This window comes from Mycobacterium sp. P4_H6, assembly GCF_056400845.1.
The window spans coordinates 1-21056 of sequence record NZ_JBFUKN010000014.1 but is presented as its reverse complement, the minus strand read 5'-3'; the positions used below and the strand labels follow the sequence as shown (position 1 = coordinate 21056).

18 protein-coding genes and 2 pseudogenes are annotated in these 21056 nt (G+C 64.2%); 11 read left to right on the top strand and 9 right to left on the bottom strand.

Annotated features, from left to right (window positions below; all coding sequences use genetic code 11):
- Positions 1–3: 3 nt before the first annotated feature.
- Complete coding sequence (locus AC1DTF_RS08095; RefSeq protein WP_477473694.1) at positions 4–2307, bottom strand: heavy metal translocating P-type ATPase; 2304 nt, start codon at positions 2305–2307, stop codon at positions 4–6.
- Positions 2308–2434: 127 nt separating this feature from the next.
- Complete coding sequence (locus AC1DTF_RS08090) at positions 2435–3307, bottom strand: universal stress protein (protein WP_477473755.1); 873 nt, start codon at positions 3305–3307, stop codon at positions 2435–2437.
- Between the two features lie 262 nt (positions 3308–3569).
- Here AC1DTF_RS08090 and AC1DTF_RS08085 point away from each other — a divergent pair, with 262 nt between their 5' ends.
- The 4 genes from AC1DTF_RS08085 (at position 3570) to AC1DTF_RS08070 (ending at position 6482) form a co-directional block, all read left to right on the top strand.
- Entirely contained in the window at positions 3570–4217 is a 648-nt protein-coding gene (locus AC1DTF_RS08085) for a response regulator (protein ID WP_477473693.1), read from the top strand.
- An 87-nt stretch (positions 4218–4304) separates the two neighbouring features.
- Positions 4305–5180 carry a universal stress protein gene (locus AC1DTF_RS08080; protein ID WP_477473754.1) on the top strand — a complete coding sequence of 292 codons (876 nt, stop codon included), beginning with the start codon at positions 4305–4307 and terminating at the stop codon, positions 5178–5180.
- 77 nt (positions 5181–5257) lie between these two features.
- Positions 5258–5968 carry a VIT1/CCC1 transporter family protein gene (locus AC1DTF_RS08075; protein ID WP_477473692.1) on the top strand — a complete coding sequence of 237 codons (711 nt, stop codon included), beginning with the start codon at positions 5258–5260 and terminating at the stop codon, positions 5966–5968.
- A 31-nt stretch (positions 5969–5999) separates the two neighbouring features.
- On the top strand, positions 6000–6482 hold the full coding sequence (locus AC1DTF_RS08070; RefSeq protein ID WP_477473691.1) for a DUF2231 domain-containing protein: 483 nt from the start codon (positions 6000–6002) through the stop codon (positions 6480–6482).
- A gap of 33 nt (positions 6483–6515) precedes the next feature.
- Here the strand turns inward: AC1DTF_RS08070 and AC1DTF_RS08065 are convergent, their stop codons facing one another.
- Together AC1DTF_RS08065 and AC1DTF_RS08060 are read right to left on the bottom strand one after the other, a co-directional pair.
- A complete protein-coding gene (locus AC1DTF_RS08065) occupies positions 6516–6884 on the bottom strand; it encodes a SpoIIAA family protein (RefSeq protein ID WP_477473690.1) in 369 nt (122 codons plus the stop codon).
- Positions 6881–7183, bottom strand: a complete 303-nt coding sequence (locus AC1DTF_RS08060) for a hypothetical protein (RefSeq protein ID WP_477473689.1) — start codon at positions 7181–7183, stop codon at positions 6881–6883. The genes AC1DTF_RS08065 and AC1DTF_RS08060 overlap by 4 nt, the downstream gene beginning before the upstream one ends.
- Positions 7184–7374: 191 nt before the next feature.
- Here AC1DTF_RS08060 and AC1DTF_RS08055 point away from each other — a divergent pair, with 191 nt between their 5' ends.
- On the top strand, positions 7375–8274 hold the full coding sequence (locus tag AC1DTF_RS08055) for a universal stress protein (protein WP_477473688.1): 900 nt from the start codon (positions 7375–7377) through the stop codon (positions 8272–8274).
- A gap of 51 nt (positions 8275–8325) precedes the next feature.
- On the opposite strand, the gene AC1DTF_RS08050 is transcribed toward AC1DTF_RS08055, so the two are convergent.
- The 3 genes and pseudogenes from AC1DTF_RS08050 to AC1DTF_RS08040 form a co-directional block, all read right to left on the bottom strand.
- A complete protein-coding gene (locus AC1DTF_RS08050) occupies positions 8326–9282 on the bottom strand; it encodes a 1-phosphofructokinase family hexose kinase (RefSeq protein ID WP_477473687.1) in 957 nt (318 codons plus the stop codon).
- Positions 9279–11323 (bottom strand): annotated as a pseudogene (locus AC1DTF_RS08045) (erythromycin esterase family protein). The gene AC1DTF_RS08050 and the pseudogene AC1DTF_RS08045 overlap by 4 nt, the downstream one beginning before the upstream one ends.
- Before the next feature lie 16 nt (positions 11324–11339).
- On the bottom strand, positions 11340–11789 hold the full coding sequence (locus AC1DTF_RS08040; RefSeq protein ID WP_477473686.1) for a pyridoxamine 5'-phosphate oxidase family protein: 450 nt from the start codon (positions 11787–11789) through the stop codon (positions 11340–11342).
- Positions 11790–11942: 153 nt separating this feature from the next.
- On the opposite strand from AC1DTF_RS08040, the gene AC1DTF_RS08035 reads away from it, so the two are divergent.
- Both AC1DTF_RS08035 and AC1DTF_RS08030 read left to right on the top strand, forming a co-directional pair.
- Positions 11943–12947, top strand: a complete 1005-nt coding sequence (locus AC1DTF_RS08035) for an ornithine carbamoyltransferase (protein ID WP_477473685.1) — start codon at positions 11943–11945, stop codon at positions 12945–12947.
- A 66-nt stretch (positions 12948–13013) separates the two neighbouring features.
- The gene (locus AC1DTF_RS08030; RefSeq protein WP_477473684.1) at positions 13014–13895 is read left to right on the top strand and encodes a universal stress protein; all 882 of its coding nucleotides are present in this window, start codon (positions 13014–13016) and stop codon (positions 13893–13895) included.
- A gap of 8 nt (positions 13896–13903) precedes the next feature.
- Here the strand turns inward: AC1DTF_RS08030 and AC1DTF_RS08025 are convergent, their stop codons facing one another.
- Positions 13904–14491, bottom strand: coding sequence for an Rv1733c family protein (locus AC1DTF_RS08025; RefSeq protein ID WP_477473683.1), 588 nt, complete (start codon positions 14489–14491; stop codon positions 13904–13906).
- Between the two features lie 147 nt (positions 14492–14638).
- A complete protein-coding gene (locus tag AC1DTF_RS08020; RefSeq protein WP_477473682.1) occupies positions 14639–15385 on the bottom strand; it encodes a ribosome hibernation promotion factor in 747 nt (248 codons plus the stop codon).
- A gap of 131 nt (positions 15386–15516) precedes the next feature.
- Here AC1DTF_RS08020 and AC1DTF_RS08015 point away from each other — a divergent pair, with 131 nt between their 5' ends.
- From AC1DTF_RS08015 to AC1DTF_RS08000, 4 genes and pseudogenes are all read left to right on the top strand, one after another.
- Positions 15517–16128: a helix-turn-helix domain-containing protein gene (locus tag AC1DTF_RS08015; protein WP_477473681.1), complete on the top strand. Its 612-nt coding sequence runs from the start codon at positions 15517–15519 to the stop codon at positions 16126–16128.
- Between the two features lie 89 nt (positions 16129–16217).
- Entirely contained in the window at positions 16218–16883 is a 666-nt protein-coding gene (locus AC1DTF_RS08010) for an FMN-binding negative transcriptional regulator (RefSeq protein ID WP_477473680.1), read from the top strand.
- Positions 16884–17668: 785 nt separating this feature from the next.
- Positions 17669–20512 carry an Ig-like domain-containing protein gene (locus AC1DTF_RS08005; protein WP_477473679.1) on the top strand — a complete coding sequence of 948 codons (2844 nt, stop codon included), beginning with the start codon at positions 17669–17671 and terminating at the stop codon, positions 20510–20512.
- A gap of 182 nt (positions 20513–20694) precedes the next feature.
- Positions 20695–21056, top strand: a pseudogene (locus AC1DTF_RS08000) (hypothetical protein); the annotation flags it as partial.

Genomic DNA, 21056 nt, shown 5'->3' with positions numbered 1-21056 from the left:
TCCTCATGCCTTCGCCGACTCATCCGGTAACAAGGTGAAGTAGTCCTGTTCCTCGACGGCGAAGTGCAGACGTAGCAGCTCGTGCAGTCCGTACAGGCACGCAAGGAGGTCCTCGACGTGATCAGAGGCCACCGTGCCCGTACGGGCCGCCTCCACCACATGCCGATGCAGACGCCACGCCAAGCGATTGATCTCGCCGTGCATCCGACTCATCGCCGCTGTCGATTCGCCGGAACCGAGCGGAAGTGCCAACTCCGGGTAGAGCAGTCCTTCCTCAGCGTGCTCGTGGGGCAGCAGAGCTGTCTGCACAAAATGGTCGACTGCGGTCAGGCTGGGCACCGCTTCGGCGAGGCGTCCGCACACGAGGTCGCCGGCAGCCGAGCGGATGTCGGCGACACCTTTGCGTAGCCCGTCGTGTTCGGAAGCGAACCGCCGGATGAGCCGTTGCGTCTCCGGTGACGATCGTCTCCGGCTCGAGATCGGCGCGCCCAGGGCGCGCAGAGCGTTGAGGATCACCAGCACATCGATGCACTCCTGCAGCACCGCACCAAAAGCCGGGGGCAGCATGCCCGCAGCTGCTGCCACCATCGCCACGACGGACATCGTCATGCCGAGCCCAGCACTCTGGATGGCGATGTGACGGGCCCGGCGCGCAATGGCCATGGCGTCGGCCACTCTGTCGAACCGGTCCGTCGTCAGGACCACCTCGGCGAGCTCGGAACTGGCCGTTCGTCCCTGCGACGCCATGGCGATCCCGACATCGGCGACAGCCAGAGCCGGCGCATCGTTGACACCGTCTCCCACCATTGCCGTGGTGGCGAGGCGGGCCTCGGCGCGGACCACGTCGACCTTGTCCGACGGCGACTGCTCCGATCTGACATCGTCGAGACCCAGGGTGGCCGATATCTGTTCAGCTGTCTCAGCATTGTCTCCGGTGAGCAGAACGATGCGGCGCACGCCACCTGCCCGTAGTCGTCGCACGGTGCGCACGGCATCAGGTCGGATCGGGTCGGCGAGTGTGATCGCGCCGGCAAGTCGGGCATCGATCCATACCCACGCCACCGCAGTCCCGTCCAGCAATGCACGTGCCCGTGCATCTGCCGCCCACTCCGGCAGATCAGCGGCGGATCCCAGCGCGCCTACGGCCACGACGTGACCGTCCACTGTGGCAGTCGCACCTCGGCCAGGGTCTTCGCGCACGTTCGTGGGCGCACTGGGGTCGAGCCCACGCGATGTGCATTCCTTGACGATCGCCCGCGCGAAGATGTGTGGTGAGTACAGGTCAGCGCTCGCGGCCAATCTGAGCACCTCGTCCCGCGAAAACCCCGGGGCTACAGTCACGTTGGCTTGAGTAGGGCAACCCGCGGTCAGGGTTCCGGTCTTGTCCGTCACCAGTGTGCGCACGCGTCCGAGTGCTTCCAGAGCGGCTCCGCTGCGGACGACGACGCCGACTCGCGCGGCGCGAGACAGACCCGAGACGATGGCCACCGGGGCGGCAATGAGTAAGGGACACGGAGTCGCTACGACGAGCACCGCGACGGCACGTACCGGCGAACCGCCGACCCACCACGCGACGGCAGCCAAGACCAGCGTCAAGGGTACAAACCACATGGCAAACCGGTCGGCGACCCGCACCACCGGGGCGTCAACCGCCGCCGCCTGCTCGGCCAGCGTGACGATGCCCGCATAGGTGCTGTCCGAAGCCCTTGCACTGGCACATATGTCGACGGGTTGACCTGCGTTGACGACACCACTGCGGACATCGGATCCGGCGCTTCTGCTGACAGGCAACGACTCCCCCGTCAGTGCGGACTCATCGAAAATCCCTTCATCGCCTTCGAGCCGACCGTCGACGGGTACCACCTCGCCGGATCCGACGACCACCACATCTCCCACGACGAGATCAACGACGGGCACGGTGGTGAGCYGATCGCCCGACCTGCGCCGCGTATAGATGGGAGTACGGTCGCGCAGTGCACGCAGGTCCCGGGTCGCGCGACGCTCCGCCGCCACCTCCAAGAGACGACCTGTCGCCAGCATCAACGCGATCAGCGACCCGGCGAGTTCCTCCCCTACGGCAATCGTGCCGCCCAACGACACAACGGCGATCACATCGACGCCGAACCTGCCTTCCCGCAAGGCCTTCAGCACCCACCACACAGCGGGAATCAGGGCGGACACGGTGCCTGCCGTCCAGAACTTCTCGGCGAGCGCCGGCGACCCGGCCGCGTGCGCGACGATTCCGGAAACCAGCGCTGCGGAACTGAACACCGCCAGGACCGATACGGCCACTTCGTTGCGGCTCATTGCCCGGGCCTTGCCTGCAAGTCGTCGAATCAATGCCACGCGTACCGCTCCCAGTGATGCCGAACCCGTGCTCCGGTTCAGCCGACGATGGCGGCAACGGGGTCGCTGCCACTCGGTACCCGGCTCGTCATGACCGCGCAACGATGACCGGGGTTCGAGCGGTCTGCACCACCGCAGAGCTGACCGAGCCCAACAACATGCCCGCAAAACCGCCCCTACCGTGGCTGCCGACGACCGTCAGCTGCGCAGACTCCGAGGTCGCAACCAGCTGAATGGCGGGGTTGCCGTGCACCAGCTGCCGCTCGACCGAAACATCGGGGTAACGCTCCTGCCAGCCCGCCAACCGTTCTGCCAACGTCTCTCTGCCGATCTCGAGCTGGTCCTCCCACTGGCCCTCTGGCAACGCAAACGACCCGTAGTCAGCCCAGGAATGCAGGGCGATCAGGCCGACGCCGCGCTGTGATGCCTCCTCGAAGGCGATGCCCGTCGCCTGTTCCGAGGCGGGCGACCCGTCGACCCCGAGCAGTACCGGGGCTTTGCGGGAGGCCCGGTCCAGCGCTCGCTCATCATGGACGACAGCGACCGGGCAATGCGCGTGATGGGCGAGACCTGCGCTCACCGAACCCAGTAGCTGCCGGGACAGGGCGCTTTCTCCTCGGCAGCCGACCACGACCATGGCTGCGTCCTTCGACAGATCCACCAGTGTGGGGATGACCGTGCCCACGAATGTCTCCCGGTCGACCGACACCGGGCCGAGCTCGAGCAGCACAGCATCAACGATGTGCTGGCTTTCATCGAGAATTTCGCGGCCGCGCGTCTCCCGCCACGTCGCATAGGCATCAATGGAGGGTGGCGTCAGCCACGTACCCACGACCGGGTTGGGCAGTACATGCACCAGGGTCAGGGGAGCATGCCGCAGCCCGGCATCTCGGGCAGCCCACTCGACAGCGGCCTTGCTTGTGGGCGATCCGTCAACGGCAACGATGATTTTCGGTTGCATCTCAGACACGGGACACTCCTTGCACAATCGGGGCGGTGAACGACATGGCTCTCGACGCGCCGCCGTCTGCTTCTCGACGTTATTGCCGGGCCGCTGCCCCGCTCTGCCTGAAGAGGTCCTCGATGCCATGGACCTTTGGCCCTGATTTGAGCGAGCGCAACATCGCGGTGCGGTTGTGGTCGCCAACAACGCGCGTAGCCGTCACAATGGAGCGCAGGTCCGCCTGCGACCGGATGGTCGTCGGCAGGAGGGTTGGACGACCATGGTGACGGTGTTTCTTGTCGATGACCACGAACTGGTCCGACGCGGATTGATCGACCTGCTCAGCACTGACCCCGAGCTGCAGGTCATCGGTGAAGCCGGCTCGGTCTCGCACGCGTTGGCACAGATCCCCTGCTTGAGACCCGACGTGGCGGTGCTCGACGTTCGATTGCCCGATGGCAACGGTGTGGAGTTGTGCCGTGAATTGTTGGCCCGGATGCCCGACCTGCGGTGCCTGATGCTCACGTCATACACATCCGAGGAGGCCATGCTCGACGCCATCCTCGCCGGCGCCAGCGGCTATGTGGTCAAGGACATCAAGGGAATGGAGCTCGCCCGCGCCATCAAGGACGTGGGCGCCGGTCGTTCACTTCTCGACAATCGCGCCGCTGCCGCATTGATGGCCAAGCTCCGCGAATCCGCCGAGCACGCTGACCCCCTCTCAGAGTTGACCGACCAGGAAAGAACATTGCTCACGCTGATCGGTGAAGGCCTCACCAACAAGCAGATTGCGGCACGGATGTTCCTCGCGGAAAAGACCATCAAGAATTATGTGTCCCGCCTGCTTGCCAAGCTCGGGATGGAACGGCGCGCGCAGGCCGCCGCGTTCGTCTCCAAGCTGGGCCGGCCGTCCGACCCCACCGAATGAGGCCGAAAGTCCCGACCGGCGGATGGCCCCCGAGTCCTAGGTTGTCCCTGACTGGTGGCACAGCCCACCATGATGAAGGGACTGACAATCATGGACGGATCGTTCAATGCCGGCATCGTGGTTGGTGTCGACGGTTCCCCCTCATCGCAAACGGCTCTCCGCTGGGCAGCTGGCGAAGCAGCCTCTCGCGGTTCGACGCTGACGATCGTCTATGCGGTTGTGCCGGCTCTCGGCACCTGGCCGCTGTTGGTGCCGCCGCCGGGATCACTCGCCCGGCAGCAGGACCTCGGTGCTCGCATTCTCGAAAACGCCCAGAAGGCCGCCAAGGAAGTTACCAACGGCGCCGTAGATGTCACAACAGAGTTCAAGCTGGCCGTGCCGACGGTCGAACTCATCGAGAGATCAAAGCACGCCGGCATGTTGGTAGTGGGAAGCCGCGGGCAGGGCGCTCTGGCGCGGACCGTTCTCGGGTCGGTCAGCACTGCCCTGGTGCACCGGGCGCATTGCCCCGTCACTGTGACCCACGACGAGTTCCTGCCGCCCTTCGACTCCAAAGATCCCGTTGTCCTTGGATTCGACGGTTCCACTGCCTCCGCGGGCGCCACAGCGCTGGCCTTCGATGAAGCGCAGCGACGTGGTGTCGAATTGGTTGCCTTGCACGCTTGGTGGTCTCCTGGCGCGTGGGAACTCCCCCGGTTCGACTGGGATGAACTTCGGCCGGACGTCGAACGCGAGGTATCCGCAGCGTTGACCGACTGGCAGAAACGCTATCCGGACGTCACGGTCCGCCGGGTGGTCGTTCTGGACCAGCCCGCCCGACGCCTTGTCCAACAGTCGGAGTCGGCGCAATTGCTCGTTGTCGGCAGTCACGGGCACGGCGCGGTGGCAAGTGCCCTGCTGGGCTCGGTCAGTTCTGCCGTCGTCCAGGCAGCGCGAGTTCCGGTGATTGTCGCTCGCTACTGAGAAAGACACTGCCGCAATAGTTTTGGATAGGCTACCTATGCTGGCGCCGTCGCCATCACTTCGATAGCCTGACGGCCATGTCGACACCTTCCCCCGATGAACCCCACCAGGGATCGGTGCAGTCGAGGCTCAACTGGCTGCGCGCGGGTGTTCTGGGCGCCAACGACGGCATCGTCTCGACCGCCGGAATCGTCGTCGGAGTCGCCGCCGCGACTGCTGCCCGCGAGCCGCTCCTGATGGCGGGGATCGCTGGACTGGCCGCCGGCGCCGTGTCAATGGCCTTGGGTGAGTACGTTTCTGTGAGCACGCAGCGAGACACCGAACGCGCGCTTCTGGTTCTCGAGCGCCGTGAACTGCGTGACGATCCGCAAGCCGAACTGGAAGAGCTCGCCTCGCTGTATGAACAACGCGGACTCTCACCACAGACGGCGAACATGGTTGCGCAAGAACTCACCGATCACGACGCCATCCGGGCGCATGCTGAAATAGAACTGGGCATCGATCCAGACGAACTCACCAATCCATGGCACGCAGCGCTATCGTCGGCCGCGTCCTTCACGATCGGAGCCCTTCTTCCGTTGATCGCGATCCTGTTGCCGCCGCTCGGAGCGCGCGTGCCGCTGACAATCGGAGTCGTGCTGGTCTCACTCRCCGCGACTGGCGTGTTGTCGGGAAGGCTGGGCGGGGCTGATGTTCCACGGGCGGTGATCCGCAATGTCGTCGGCGGCGGCCTCGCGCTGACCACCACATATGTCGTCGGCCACGTGATTGGCGGCGTCGTCAGCTGATCCGGCTGTCCAAAAGATCGAGAGGCAACCTATGTCAACCATCCAGGGACTTCCGGTACACATCCTTCTGGTCCACTTCATCGTCGCCCTTGTACCGCTCACTGCTGCGCTTGCGATTTTGAGTGCTGTCTGGCCGGCCGCTCGGCGCCATTTGATTTCTTTGGTGGTGATTCTCGCAGCGGCCATTGTCGTGATGACGCCCCTCACCACAGAGGCCGGTGAATGGTTGCAGCTACGCATAAACGAAACCGACGTGCTGCGGGCACACACCGCGCTCGGCGACACCATGCTCTATTTCGCTCTCAGCCTGCTGCTAGGGGTTGCGCTCCTGGCCTTTGCCCACCGGCGGGAGCAACGCCAGCGTCCTTTGTCCACAGGCATCACCGTGGCCATCGCCGTTATCGTCGTCGTCGCGAGCAGCGCCGCGGTCATCCAGGTGTATCGGATCGGCGAATCAGGCGCCAGGTCTGCTTGGAGTGACGAGGGTGCTGCAACCCCACGCCCTGAGAAGTAGTCCGATGGCACATATCGCGCCCGCAGGCTGAGTTCAGGCCGCGGCCCATTCAACGGCGCCGTCGAGATCATCGAGGCGAAGTATTTTCATGTCGCCGGGGATCATCCAGGCCAGCGCATGCAAGGTATCCACGACCCATTGCTGATCCGTCACGATGGCGAAGCGCCTGAAGGCGTGACGTTGCTGCGCCACAAAGCCGAGCCCGATCTTGAGGTCCTCCATCAACCCGCCGGGGCCGAATCCTTCGTAGTCGGAAGCGATCACCTCGACGACTCTGATGCCATCAGAATACCGAAGCTGCTTCATCATCGGCTCGAACAGGCGAAGGTCCTCGCCGGATAACCGGCGAGAGACGCGGATGCCAGTGACGCCGCCGGGCATGGCCGGCATGACTTCGATCATGTGGTGTCCTCGGTCGCCTCGTCACCACCACGCCGCAAGAGCGAACAGGCGGCAGCCTTGAGTTCGTCGCGCCGATCGAACAATTCACGTCCCTCGGCAACCCAGTCTTTGAACGCCGTCTGCCGTTTCGAGGGCTGGCGCATGCACCAATCGTCCCAGTGCATCTGCCAGCAGAAGTATTCAACGGCGAGAGAAGTCAGAGCTTGGTCGGCAAGCATCGCCGCATCGGGGACCGACGCCAACAGCGCCTGTAGATCGACGAACCCTGCCGTCGCATCATGTGCACTCTCGGATGCCATGGGCGAATCCCAGCCTTTCCGCGGCAATTTCGGCAAGTGTGCCGTTCACTCAGTGTCGGAGGAGGGCTTCCGTGGCGCTACGGCCGAAAGTCACCTCTCCTACGGCCCCTGGCTACATCATGATTTCGATGGACCTTTGACGGCGCCGTGGTGACCTTCGACTCCGCCCATCGGCCTCCTGGTTGCATAGCATGATTCGCGTATTCCCATCAAAAAGGGGAGATGACAACATGTCTGGTGCCAAGAAAAGACAGATCATCGTCGGGATCGACGGATCAGGGCAAGCAGAACGTGCCGCGCTCTGGGCGGCCGATGAGGCTGCGGCGCGCAACGCCACGCTTCGACTGATCTACGCGATCAGAACCGACCTGTCGGGCACGCTGACCGCCACCGAGTACCAGGCCGCCGTCGAAACGGCCAAGCGTGCTTTGACGTCTGCACGCGACCGGATCACTGAATACGGTGCCGGGGTGACGGTCAGCACGACGATTGCACAGGGCTCGCCGGGGGCTGTTCTGATCGCGGAATCCCGCGATGTCGATATGGTCTGTGTCGGGTGGACGGGCATGAGTCGCCTGGGAATCGCCCTCATGGGCTCAACCGCGACAACAGTCGCCGAGAAGACGACATGCCCTGTGGCGATCGTCCGCACACCAGCCGGATCGGCCGTCCGTGAGCCTGGATCACGTTGGGTCATCGTCTCGATCGGCGGAAGCTCGCACCACAACTGCGCCGTGATCGCCGATGCGGCTTCGGAGTCCCGAAACCGCGGATGGCCGGTGTTGGCAGTGTGGACCGACTCCGGGCAAGACAAGAGCTGCGTGGACGCTGTAAATCTCCTCGCGGCACAGTGGCGGCGAGAGTATCCCGATGTACACATCTATCCCGTTGCGACAAGCGAAGGGCTGGCCCAATTCCTCCAGGCCAGTCCGGAACTCGGCGGAATCATCATGATCGACGGTGACAGTACCGATGATGTCGCATCAACGGTCAACAAGATCGGTCATGCCGGCCCGGCAGAACTTGCGGTGATCGTCGCACACACCGTCAAGAACAGTCAGACCTCGACGTCCGCGGCCGGTCGGTGGTGAGCCTGCCGCGAACGGCCCGTGCCGTCGAGAACCTGTCGAGACCAACGAGCGTCAAGCCATGGCATCAGGGAGCTGTTGCGTCGTCAGGTCGTCGAAGTATCGCTCGACCTGGCCGCGGTCATACAGCGAGGTTCCTTGAGTCTGCAGCTTCGCCGCCGCCACCGCAGTTCCGTAACGTACGGCCCGGGTCAGCGTCCAACCACGCACGAGCCCGACGGTAACCCCCGCCACCATGGCGTCGCCGGCCCCGACACCGCTCACCGCTGCCACCGGGATCGCCGGAAAACGCTCGCATTCCGACGGTGTCACGAGCAGAGCGCCGCGCTCACCGAGTGAGACGAGAACAGCGTGGGTGACACCGCGGTCGATCAGTTCCCGGGCTGCCTGAATCTGTTCCTGCTCGGTGGCCAGTGGTCGTCCACTGCATTCGCGAAGCTCGCGCACGCTCGGCTTCAACAAAAACACCCCGGATCTGACATGCGCGAGCCCGCCCCCCGAGGTGTCCAAGATCAGCGGTACACGCGCGCGAGCGCAGACACTCGCGACCTGCTGATAGAAATCGGGCACGGCGCCGCGCGGCAAGCTTCCGCTGGCGACGACGAACTGCGCCGACACAGCAGCGTGCTGCAGGGCTTCGAGGCAACGGATCTGATCATCGTCGTGGACTGCGGGCCCGGGCAACACGAAACGGAACTGCTTGCCTGAACGACGATCATTGACCGTGAAGTTCTCGCGGGTTGCGCCCCGAATGCCGACCTGCTCGTATGCGACGCCGGATGCCCCCACGAGGCCGGCAACCCGGGCGCCGGTGGGTCCGCCCGCGGCGAAGACAGCCGTAATCGACTCTCCGAGAACGCGAGCGAAGCGGGCCACGTTGATGCCTCCCCCGCCGGCGTCATATCTTTCACCTCGACAACGAATCTTCTCGGTGGGAACGACATCGTCGGCATCGACTGTGATGTCAAGCGCAGGATTCATCGTCAGTGTGACGATGGACGCCGGTTTCACAGTCCGCTGGGATACGTCTCGGGCATTTCGCCCTCGCCCCACACGCTGGTGGTATCGAGCGGCTCCAGCGCGGTCGTCCTATCGATGTGGATGATCGCATCGAACTGATCGCTGGGCCGGACGTGGTAGTAGAGGCTCTGCCGCTCCGTCGCAGGCAGGTATATGACCCCGATGGCACGATTGAGCCGAACATCGTGCAACGGCTCGGCCGCTGACCGACTCAATCGCGGGGCTACCAGGAAGCCCGGCCTGTCGACCTCGTGGAAAAGCTCTTCGACGCTTCCCTTGAGCGCCGGCCGCACGACCTTGCGCTCGGCAATTCCACCCCATTCACTGGCAGCAGTCACGGTGCCGGAGTAGGTGGTGAATCCGATCAGTCTGCTCTGGTCGCCGAACGACTCGCGGACGAGTTGTCCAAGAGTCAGTTGACCGTCCGCTCCGACCTCCGTCGCCCGAGCATCGCCTACGTGCGAGTTGTGCGCCCACACCACGATTCGGGCAGGCTCCGATCTTTCGTTTCGATCGAGGTGTGCCAGCAGCGCCTCTAGGGTCTGCGCCATGTGCCGGTCGCGCAGATTCCACGACGTGACCCGGCCACCGAACATCGCGCGGTAATACACCTCCGCATCGCGAACGGTCTGCGCGTTCTGCTGGGCGTAGAAATGTTCGTCCGCGGCGAGCAGTCCATCGCGGCGCACATAATCCAGGGCATTCTGCTGCAGCTCGACCAGTTGTTCAACGGCCTGCCGTTCACATGACAGGCCCGCACCGAACGCGGCAGCGAAACCATAAGCCTGGCCGTCGTCGGCGGAGGCGTGGTCGAAACATGCGTATCGTTCTCGCGCCCTCTGGGCCGCAGCAAGTTCGACACTTTCCAGGTACCGGATCACCTCCTGCATCGAGCGATGCAGGCTGTACAGGTCGAGGCCGTAGAAGCCTGTTTCACGTCCGCCCCCGCTCCTCGCCCGGGTGTTGTGTCTGCGCAACCACCCGACAAAATCTCGGACACTGGTATTGCGCCACATCCATGCGGGGAATCGCTCGAAACCGAGCAATGCCTGTTCGACCGACGCGTCGTCACCCCGACCGTGGACGTAACGGTTCACCCGGTAGGCATCCGGCCAGTCGGCTTCCGCGGCCACCGCGCAGAAGCCCTTCTCTTCGATCAACCACTTGGTGATCTCAGCCCGGGCCTCATAGAACTCGCGGGTCCCGTGTGAGCTCTCTCCGATCAACACGATGCGTGCGTCACCGACGAGTTCGTCCAGAGCTTCTCGGGGAGGAAGGCCGAATGGGGCATCGACGGCCGCTCGGTTGATGATTTCGGCGGGCGTTGCCCCCGAGCGGATTCCCGCAGTACCGGCGCCGGCGGTGGGGGTTTCCAGCAACTCGCGCACCTCGTCGTCGGTTACCTGTGTGAAATCCCAAAAGGACTGTCCGACCGCGAGAAACGGTGTCGTCATGGAGGCGCACACCACATCGTCAACGATTCCGGCGAACTCTCTGCAGGTCGATTCCGGCGCCGCGGGTACCGCGATCACGATCTCAGCAGGGGCCATCTCCCRCAAGGCCTGGACGGCGGCGAGCATGCTCGACCCGGTGGCAAGCCCGTCGTCGACGAGGATCACCGTCTTACCGCCCAACTCCAGCGGTGGCCGCCCTCCGCGATAGGCGACTTCACGGCGGGCCAGTTCGCGGCCTTCCCGTTCGGCGATGTCACGCAGCAGCTGCGGCGGCACCCCAAGGGCACGCACCACGTCGTCGTTGAGCACGACCCGCCCACCGCTGGCCAGCGCGCCCATCGCAAACTCGGGATGATCTGGTGCACCAGCTTGCGCACGATAAATGCATCCAACGGGGCACCGAGCGCGGCTGCCACTTCCCAGGCCACCGGAATGCCGCCGCGGGCCAAGCCCAAGACCACCAGACCGTCTCGCCCCCGATAGCCAGCCAGCAGTCCGGCCAGCACCCGACCCGCCTCCCTGCGGTCCCGGAAAACCCGCCCACCGGGCCTGCGGTCGTGCAGTCGCGCTGTAGTCATCATCGGCTCCAATTCGTCATCCCAGCACCGGATCCTCGACGGGCAAACACGCTGCCGGTTCGGTGCTGAAGCCGAAACGCCTACCCGTGATGCTGCGCGGCCGAATACGAACGTAATGTTGCTTTTCCGAACCGGTCCACGGAATCAGTCCCGCCTGATCGGCTTCCGCGATGTCCTCGTCGCCACGTATCGAGCGCGCAACTCCCGACACGATGACACTCCAGCCCTCGCTGAGGCTGTACCCATCGGCTTCGAACAGCACATTGCTGTTGATCGCTGCACTGACGAGCTTCGTGCCAAGTGCCGTGCGGAACAAGATCGTCCGGTGCTGCACGACGAAGTTCACGGGAAAGATCGCAGGATTGCCGTCGACACTGGTGACCAGCCTGCCAAGCGCGCTGCTCGCCAGAAGATCCCAGCACTCGGTCGCGGACAAGATGGACATCGAGCGTGTGTCATTGGTCATCTGTCGACTGTAGGCAGCACGTGCTCGCCGCGTCTGAGGCACAAAGTCCCTTGTTCGACGACCCAAGGACTCCTGAGGTGGCGCCGTCGCCGCCCTAACGTCAGATCAACCCCTGCACACCCGGGAGCCAGCGATCTTGAAGGAGCATCCACGGTGGCGTTCAACAATCGGAATCGCAGCCTGCTCAGCCTTGTGCATCACACTGACCGCGACCTGCACTACCTGCTTGATCTTGCGCGTGATCTCAAGCGGGCGAAGTATTCGGGTCTGGGCAGGCAGACCCTGGCGGGCAAAAACATCGCCCTGATCTTCGAGAAGACGTCCACCCGGACACGGTGTGCGTTCGAAGTAGCCGCCCATGACGAAGGCGCCCATGTCACCTACATCGACCCGACGTCATCGCAGATCGGGCACAAAGAGTCGCTCAAAGACACCGCCCGTGTCCTCGGTCGGATGTATGACGCCATCGAGTATCGCGGCGCGAGCCAGGAGGCCGTCGAAGAACTCGCCGAGTACGCCGGGGTCCCGGTCTTCAACGGGCTCACCGATGAGTTCCACCCCACCCAGATGCTCGCGGACATCATGACCATGACCGAACATTGCCCGAAGCCGTTGACCGACATCGCCTTCGCCTTCGTCGGGGACGGACACAACAATGTCGCCAACTCGTTGCTGCTGACGGCGGCGAAACTCGGAATGGACGTTCGTATCGGCGCGCCGGCAGATCTGTGGCCCGAGGAGAAGCATCTGGCCCTGTGCGAGGACTTCGCGCTGGATTCCGGTGCGCGTACCACCATCACCGACGATCCTGTCAAGGCGGTGGATGGGGCCGACTTTGTCTACACCGACGTCTGGGTATCCATGGGCGAACCCGTGGATACCTGGGACAGTCGGATCGCGGCACTGCTGCCCTTCCAAGTCAACGCAGAACTCCTTGTCGCAGCGCATAATCCGCGTGTCAAGTTCATGCACTGCCTCCCTGCCTTGCACAACAGCGATACCGAGGTCGGCGCCATGATCGGCGCACGCTTCCCGGAACTGCGTGACGGTATCGAGGTCACCGATGAGGTGTTCGAGAGCACCATGAACGTCGCCTTCGACCAAGCCGAGAACCGGATGCACACCATCAAGGCTGTCCTCGTCTCGGCGTTGGCCTGACCACGGCGCGGATTTCAGCCGGCCACGAGATCTAGCGCCCACCGTCGTCCAAGGCAGGAGACCCAGATGTCGCAGTCTTCATCGCGGTTCGGAATACTCGTCGGCATCGACGGATCCCCGGAATCACTAGCGGCGGTTCGCTGGGCCGCCGGCGACGCGGTCCTGCGGCGGCGACCCGTCACCCTGATGCATGTGGTGTCGCCGATCATCGTCAGCTGGTCGATAGAAGCGGTCCTGTCGGACTATCAGGGTTGGCAGGAGGACAACGCGGACAACGTGATCAAGCTCGCACGGGAAACTCTTTATACTGCCGTGCAAGGCTCGCCCAGCCCCAAGGTGTTTGTCGAGCGCCGTCACGACGGCGTGCTGACCGAACTCACCGAGGCGTCGAGCGCCGCCGATTTGGTCGTCGTCGGCAGTCGCGGGCCCGGCCAGGTCGGTGGTGTCGTACTGGGCTCGGTGAGTCGAAACCTGCTGCACCACGCGCGGTGCCCGGTGATCGTCGCGAAGGAAGGCGTGGCAAGAAGCGTTGACCGAGATCTACCCGTGCTGCTCGGAATCGATGACTCGCCCTCGTCGGAGGCGGCGATCGGGTTCGCCTTCGACGAGGCTTCACGACGCCGAGTCGATCTAGTTGCGCTGCACGCCTGGAGCGACGTGGCACTGTTTCCGTTTCTGGGCATGGATTGGCACAAGTACGAAGACCAGGGTCATGAAATTCTGGGCGAACGGCTGGCGGGATGGCAGGAGCACTATCCCGACGTCACCGTGCATCGTCGCATCGTGTGTGACAAGCCGGCGCGTTGGCTGATCGACGAGTCCAGGCATGCTCAGCTGGTCGTCGTCGGAAGCCGGGGTCGGGGCGGGATCTCAAGTATGTTGTTGGGTTCGGTGAGCGCGTCGGTTGTCGAATCGGCGCTGGCTCCCGTGGCGGTGGTTCGTAACTAGCGGGATATTCACGCAGAATTGTTCGGGCGCCCGTCATCATCCGCCATGTCACCTAGCTCGCGATCCCACGCCGCCCATCGTGCACGCGTGAGCCTTCGCCGCAATAGCAGCCACACCGCTGCTGCAGGGGCGACAGACGCGGCCCAGAGACCGCACGCTGCGCCTGCGGCCTGGACGACTGCGTCTGCGTCCGACGGCGGTTTCATCGTCCGATTACCCGCCTCGTCGGCCCATAGGTCGAAGTGCTCCCCTGCCCGAAGTTGTCCGGTGCGAAGCGTTTCGGTACGAGCCAGTCCATCTACTTCCCAACTGATCTCGGTGAGGTAGGCCTTGCCGTACATCTGTGGCACTTCTCGACTGTCTGCCGACACGGTGGCATCGACCTGTCGGTGGGACAGACGCTCCTGGGTGAACTCGTTGGCAAGACTCTCGTGAATCGCCGTTCCTGCCGCAGCGGCGATCGGCAAGGCCAGCATGGCCAACAGCGCGATCAGCAAGGTTGCCATAGCCTCCACACGGTCGGCGCGACGAACCAAGGGGTTGCGCCCCACCAGACGCCGCGACCACGCGCCGAGGTCGAACCTGAAGGTCTGCATGCGAACTATTCTCGGCGCGACGGCCACGCACCTTCAGGGGCTAAAGTCCCAAGGTTTGAGCCGGACGCCCCCAGAGCCGACGGGCACGAACGACTAACGCCCCGCGCTGCCGCAAGTACCCAGTCCGAAGGCCATTCTGGCGGTTGCTCACCCCGCAGGAGTGATCACCGCGAGGTGGCCGTCGAGTCGGCGGTAGAGCACGCTGGCACGACCCGCAGCCGCATCGATATAGAACAGGAACGGCAGTTTCATCAGGTCCATGCGCTCAACAGCTGCGTCTTCACGCAGACAGGGCACCGGATGCGGGCTGATGCTGACCTGCTGTTCATAGGGAGCCACCTGATCGGCGATAATCGGGGCCACCAGCGCGAGCCTCAATCCGGTAGGTCCACCGCGATACACGACAGCGGCAGCATCGCTTCCGATCTCGTGGAAAAGGTGAAAGTCGTAGTCCAGCAGGTCCATCTCGATGACGGCGTCGTCGACGGTGCACGGGGCCATCGCATAGCTCTTGCGACGGCTGATGAAAGCGTCGCAAGAAATCAACGGGCTCCGTGCAGCGGACTCCGCAGCGTGACGCCATGGCGGCGCGGCATCGGGTCCACGGTGCGGCTCCCAGAGATCACACACGTGCCCGAGGCGCCGACGCATCCGCGCCTCCAGTTTGTCGATCGCTTCACGGGCAGAGGCGGCCTCGACCTGCGCGCGCACGGGTCGCCCGCGCACATCCATGTTGACTTGAGCGATCACAGCGGACTCAGCGATGTCGCGGTGCCCGTGCGTCAACCTCAGTCGGGCGTGGGTGATGGGCTGACGAGTGAACCGCCCGAGTCCGCCAATCTTGTTACGCGCGTATTCCACCGCGCCGGGGAATACCCCACGAATCGTGATCATCTACTTCGTTGGTCATGTCCCTCTTCGTACCGAAACAGCGTTCACGCGGTTAGGGCCGAAGGTCATCGGCTCCCCGGGAGCTACTCACGGTCCAGCATTGAACGCACCATTAGTGCGTTATAGTGCACTGCATGGATGAGGTGGCGGCGAAACTCGCCGCGGCGATCGGCGCGCGCGTCAAGCAGGAGCGACGCGCCCGGGACTGGACACTCGATCGGTTGGCGGAAGTGGCCGGCGTGAGCCGTCGCATGGTGGTCAGCGTCGAGCAGGGCACCGTCAATCCCAGTGTGGGAACGCTGCTTCGACTCAGCGATGCGTTGGGGATCGGCCTGCCCGCGCTGGTCGAACCTCCGGGACGCCGCATCGTCACCGTCACCCGCAGCGGTCAGGGCGCAGAACTGTGGACCGGCGCCGAGGGCGGATGCGGAGTCCTGGTTGCCGGCACCACGGCTCCCGACGTCGTCGAACTGTGGGACTGGAGCCTGGGTCCGGGCGACATCCATGCCACCGAGGCCCATGCCGCCGGCACCACAGAACTCCTGCACGTTCTGCACGGCGAGATCACCGTCGAGGTCGCCGGTGAGTCGATCGCGCTTCAGACCGGCGACGCGTTGACATTCCCCGGCGACCTGCCCCATACCTATGCCAATCCCCATGATGGTGCGGCACGGTTCTCCCTGGCGGTGTTCGAGCCCGGCGTCGGTACCTCTGCCCCACCGCGGCCCGAAGGCACCCATGACTGACCTCGATGAGTCCTGGGCACTGCGCACGTGGCCGACGCGATGGCACGCAGTGGCCAGCCGAATGTTGACTGCACGACAAGGAGATTGAGATGCTCATCCATCCCTGGGACGCTGCACAGGACGCCGCCGAATGGCAACGGTGGCTGGCGGCCACGGACCGGTTCGGGACGCTGGCGGTCAACAACATCGATCCCGGTCAGGCCCCGCTGCTGATCCACACGCACTTCACCCTCACCGACAGCGAGCTGGTCTTCCACCTGGCCCGCCCCAACCCCGTCTGGCCGCACTTGGAAGCGGCCGGCGAGGTCCGCCTGGCGGTGATCGGCGACTACGCCTACATCCCGTCCTACTGGCGGGCCAAAGCCGGCGGCGCCGACGAAGACGGCGTCCCGACGAGTTACTACTCTGCGGTCCAATTCGTCGGCCGCCCTTCAGTTGTCGACGATCCCGAGGGCAAGGCGCAGATCCTCAGAACCCAGTTCGGCGATCTGCAGCCCGAAGGCGGCCATGCGGCCGTGACTGTCGGACAGGATCCGTACGGTCGGTTGCTGCCCGGTATCCGTGGGGTGCGCATGTCCATCGTGAGGGTCGAGGCCAAGTTCAAGTACGACGACCACAATCCGGTCGAGCACCGGGAGCGCGTCATCGGCCGGCTCCGGGAACGTGACACGGGGCTGGACACCGGCGCGGCGGCTCACCAACGCCTCCGCCTCGACACCATCGGCGATTGGAAAGCCCGCCGGAAGCCGACATAAGAGTGAGGTCGCCGACTGCGCTTCGCGCGTGGACGCTCGCGCTGGATGATGGAACCGCAAAACTGATCGATCGATCACAATGGCAATGCGTGGAATGCCTGCGAAGCTCGTGCCGAACTGTTCTTCCGACCGCTGACAACAGCGGCACTGTAGGTCTGATGACAGCGGCGTCCGGCCAAACTCGGTCAACACGGGCGACGGCCAGATCATGCCCGACGGGCGTACGTCGCGGTGGGCAGGCATAAACAGCGGGCCTGAAACATCTGCCGGCTCTCGCCGACACCTCGATAGAGAGTCCCTCCTGGGTGGCATTCGGCGAGGGCTTCCCAGTTGATGACCGATCAGCGATATTCGGGGTTGAGTCATTCTGGCGCAGCGTGATTGGCGACAGGCTGCAAGCCCACTGCTGGCTGCCCCGACGATCGCCAAGGCGGGTCCGCGCTTTGTCCGTGCAGGATGTCGTGATCACCTGACCGACCAGATCAGTCGGCCTCTCGAGTCATTCACGCACCCGACCGTGGCGGGACGAAGTGAACACGCCCCTCGATGCACATTTCAGCAACGTATGGGCTAGCGCCGACACCGACTGCGCAAGCTATCGCCGATCCAGGTGCGAAGTACACACCGTTGACAGCTGTGGTGATCCATGTCACTCTTCCTGATCAGTCGACCAAATTCTGACACACCACTCGGGCGTCCGGCCGCACCATCAGAACTCTATACGTGCACCGAAGACGATCAACTGAACACGGACTAATCCCTTAAACCCATTTGGAGCTGAACCCATGGCGAGCGCCAATCACCACACCAACCCCCTGTTCTCTGCGCCTTCGTCGAACACCCCGGTGTGGACCGTCGCGCCCTCTCGAACAGCTGCCCAACGCGCGGTGAAGTTCGGCGGATACGGCGGTATGGCCGTGGCGGCGTGGCTTGTCGCCGCGGTGGCCACCGGCTACGGCGTGGCCGCGGCCGACACGACCGGTGGTGCGTCGGAATCGTCCTCGACGTCGAGTTCGGCGGACTCAGGGTCGACTACGAGCTCGGCCGCTTCATCAGACAAGGATTCGTCGGCGAACGACAAGGCCGCCAGCGGGTCGGGCGCAACATCCGCGACCGGGCAGGCCGACACGATCGGTGCCGATAACAGGGATGACGCCGATGACACCGAATCGGATTCGCCGGTGGACTCGACATCGCCCAGCGATGAAGCTGGCGACGGCACCGATGACGCTGGGACTGAGACTGATTCGAGTGAGCCCGCCGGCGATGAGGAGTCATCGGAGGTGCCGGTGTATAGCCCGCCGGTGCTGACGGTGCCGGCCGCCGGGCAGCCGACGAAGGCTCCTGGCAGGAACGGCTCGCACTCGGATTCCGATGACACCCTTACAGCACCCGCCGGACCGCCCGAGACCGAGTCGGCGACCGAGACCGGAATCGATGATGTCATCGTCAACACCACCCAACCCGCCGTGAAGACGGTTGCGACAAGCGTCCAGACCACCGGGGTCGCCGCCAAGACGAGCCGAAGCGGCGCATCCATCGCGATGACTGCCGATCCGGCCGCGCCCGTGACCGAAGCAGCCACCATGCACGGTGTCCTCGCCGCCGTGCTCGCTCCCTTTGTGGCGCCGTCGCCCGCCGCACCGTCGACCCCGTCGCCGGCTCTGTGGACGCTGCTGGCCTGGGTCCGACGCAGCTTCTTCAACCAGGCGCCGACCATCGCCTACAACCCCACCACCACGGTGCAGACCGGGCAGACCCTGACCGGAAACCTCGGTGCCACCGATGCGGAAGGCGACGCCCTGACCTACAAGGTCACCAAGGGACCGCAGCACGGCACCCTGACGATCGACCAGGCGACGGGCAACTTCACCTACACCCCCGACGACATCAATTACGATGCAGCGCAGATTGATTCGTTCACGGTGTCGGTCACCGACGGCAAGTTCAACCTGCTCAGCCTGTTCCGTCCGCACGGCGACCGGGACACCATCGGGGTCAATGTTCTGAACCCCACCGTCGAGCGAGCAATTCTGAACATGCCCGATGGCGTGACCAAGCCGGTCAATCCGCGCTACTCAGAGGACGGAAAATCCGTCTACTTCTCCGGCACACCTGCCGCCGGCGGCCGTGGCGAGATCTATCAGATCAACATCGACGGAACGGACGCGAAATGCCTCACCTGCGGCCTCGTCGCCCCAACGGTTGCCGGGTCGGACCCGGCGGTGCCGATCAACATCCTCAAACCCGTTCCGTTCTATGACGGAACCGGTCGAGTCGTGGTGCTGCTCAACAATCCCGATCCCCGCTACGCGATCTTTGAGCCGGCCGGCTACAACGGCATCGGCTCCCCGGCGCGGATCGTGAACGTCATCACCCCCGACGGCGGCGGGGCCACCCTGCCCGGCCTGCCGCCCGGCGGCATCTTGAACCGTGAACGGGAGATGCGGCCGTCGCCCGACGGCACGCATGTGCTGTTCACCCGCATCGTCTTTGGCCAAACCGGCAACTTCCAGGCCCTTCCCATCGTGGGCGCGTTGACAGCGAATGGTGATCACTACGAGGTCACCAATGCGCGGGTGGTCTGGCCCACCGGCGAGTCCAAGCAATGGACCCCCGACGGCAAGGGCGTGATCATTCAGGGCGGCGCGATCGACGCGGGCAACATCGACGACATCATGGTCGACCTGTCGGGCCAAACCGGGGACATTCTCTACCCGGGCAGCCCCTTCCGCGGTACGCGGGTGACCGGCAACCTCGATTACGACGAGGACATCGACATGTCGCCCAACAAGCAGTGGATTACCGTCGGCAGCCTGCGCGGATTCGACGCGCTTACTGCGATGACTCGATTCGTGCGGCAGAACTTCTTGCCGGTCTACCTTGCTGCGATCTATGACCAGTACGCGGACGGGCAGGTGCGCAACGTATCGAACCAGAACTGGGCGGTCGCCATCGAAGATGATCTCAACGGCGCGAACGGAATTCCGCTCTTCGTTCAGGATGATCCCAGCACTCCCGGCGTCGACGAAGGTGACGGCTGGATCTCCCGAAGCATGCCCAGCTGGAATGCCGATGGCACCGCGGTCACGTTCTGGGAGTCCGGTAACGGCGACGAGCACGGAATTGCGCCGACAGAATCACGACTGGTCATCGCGAATTTGAAGTACACGACCAGCGTGGGATCGGTCGGGGACACAACGACGGTATTCAACACTTCGGCGTTCCCGGACCTGGCCACCTACGTCGCCAAGACGACACCGCTGCCGCCGACCGGCAGCTACAACGGCGTCGGCGGGGGCACCGCGGCGGTCAGCGAGGTCATCGACCCCACGACGCACCAAACCACCCGCACGGTGCAGTACACCAACTACAAAAATGAGGACGGATTGATCCTCAACGGCACCGAATCGGCGATCTACGGGCCGTCCCAGCTCAGCGTGACGTATCTCGCCGACGTCGATGTCACCGACGCCACCGGAGCCAGCCGAGGCACGCTGGATGCCAACGCCGTGGTCACCCTGCTGCCCACCCAAGCGGTGACGGGCTACATCACCTCGACCCTCGATGGTGACACCCAGACCATCCCGGATCCGGCCAAGGTGGAGGACGCGAAGACCGGCGCCTGATCTGTAGGCAGCCTTCTCCAAGAGTGGTGCAGCGGCGGTCGCGGTGTTCGTGGCCGCCGCTGCACGGGGTGCTTCGAGGAGGACGGCTTCCACAGAACCGGCGGAGCAACGGTTTACCCGAAATATGGCAGCGAAGAACGTCCGGATCGGGATGCGGTGACGACCAGAGAACAGGAGCAGCGATGACCGTGGCCAAAAGTACCGTCCACCCTGTTTCACATTCCGTCAGATATCAGCTTGACGTCGTCGCCAGCAGTGTCGCCCACGCGGCTCAATCTGCAGGCGGCTGGTTGTTCGACCGAGCGATGGCTGGATGGGACGTGGCTGTTCTCGTAGAAGAGTTGAACGAAAGCCCGATGCCGCTGGAGATCTTGGGTGTAGAGGTCGTCGACTTCGAGGCCATGACGCGAAGAATGAACGGAAGCCGCCCGTCTACTGTCGCCATCGCGGTCGCCGCCGATCTCTGCGGCGGAGCCGGCCGAATCCAGTACGACGCGCTGCTCACACCGGAAAGCGGACACACCGAGGTGACGCTGTGGGGCAC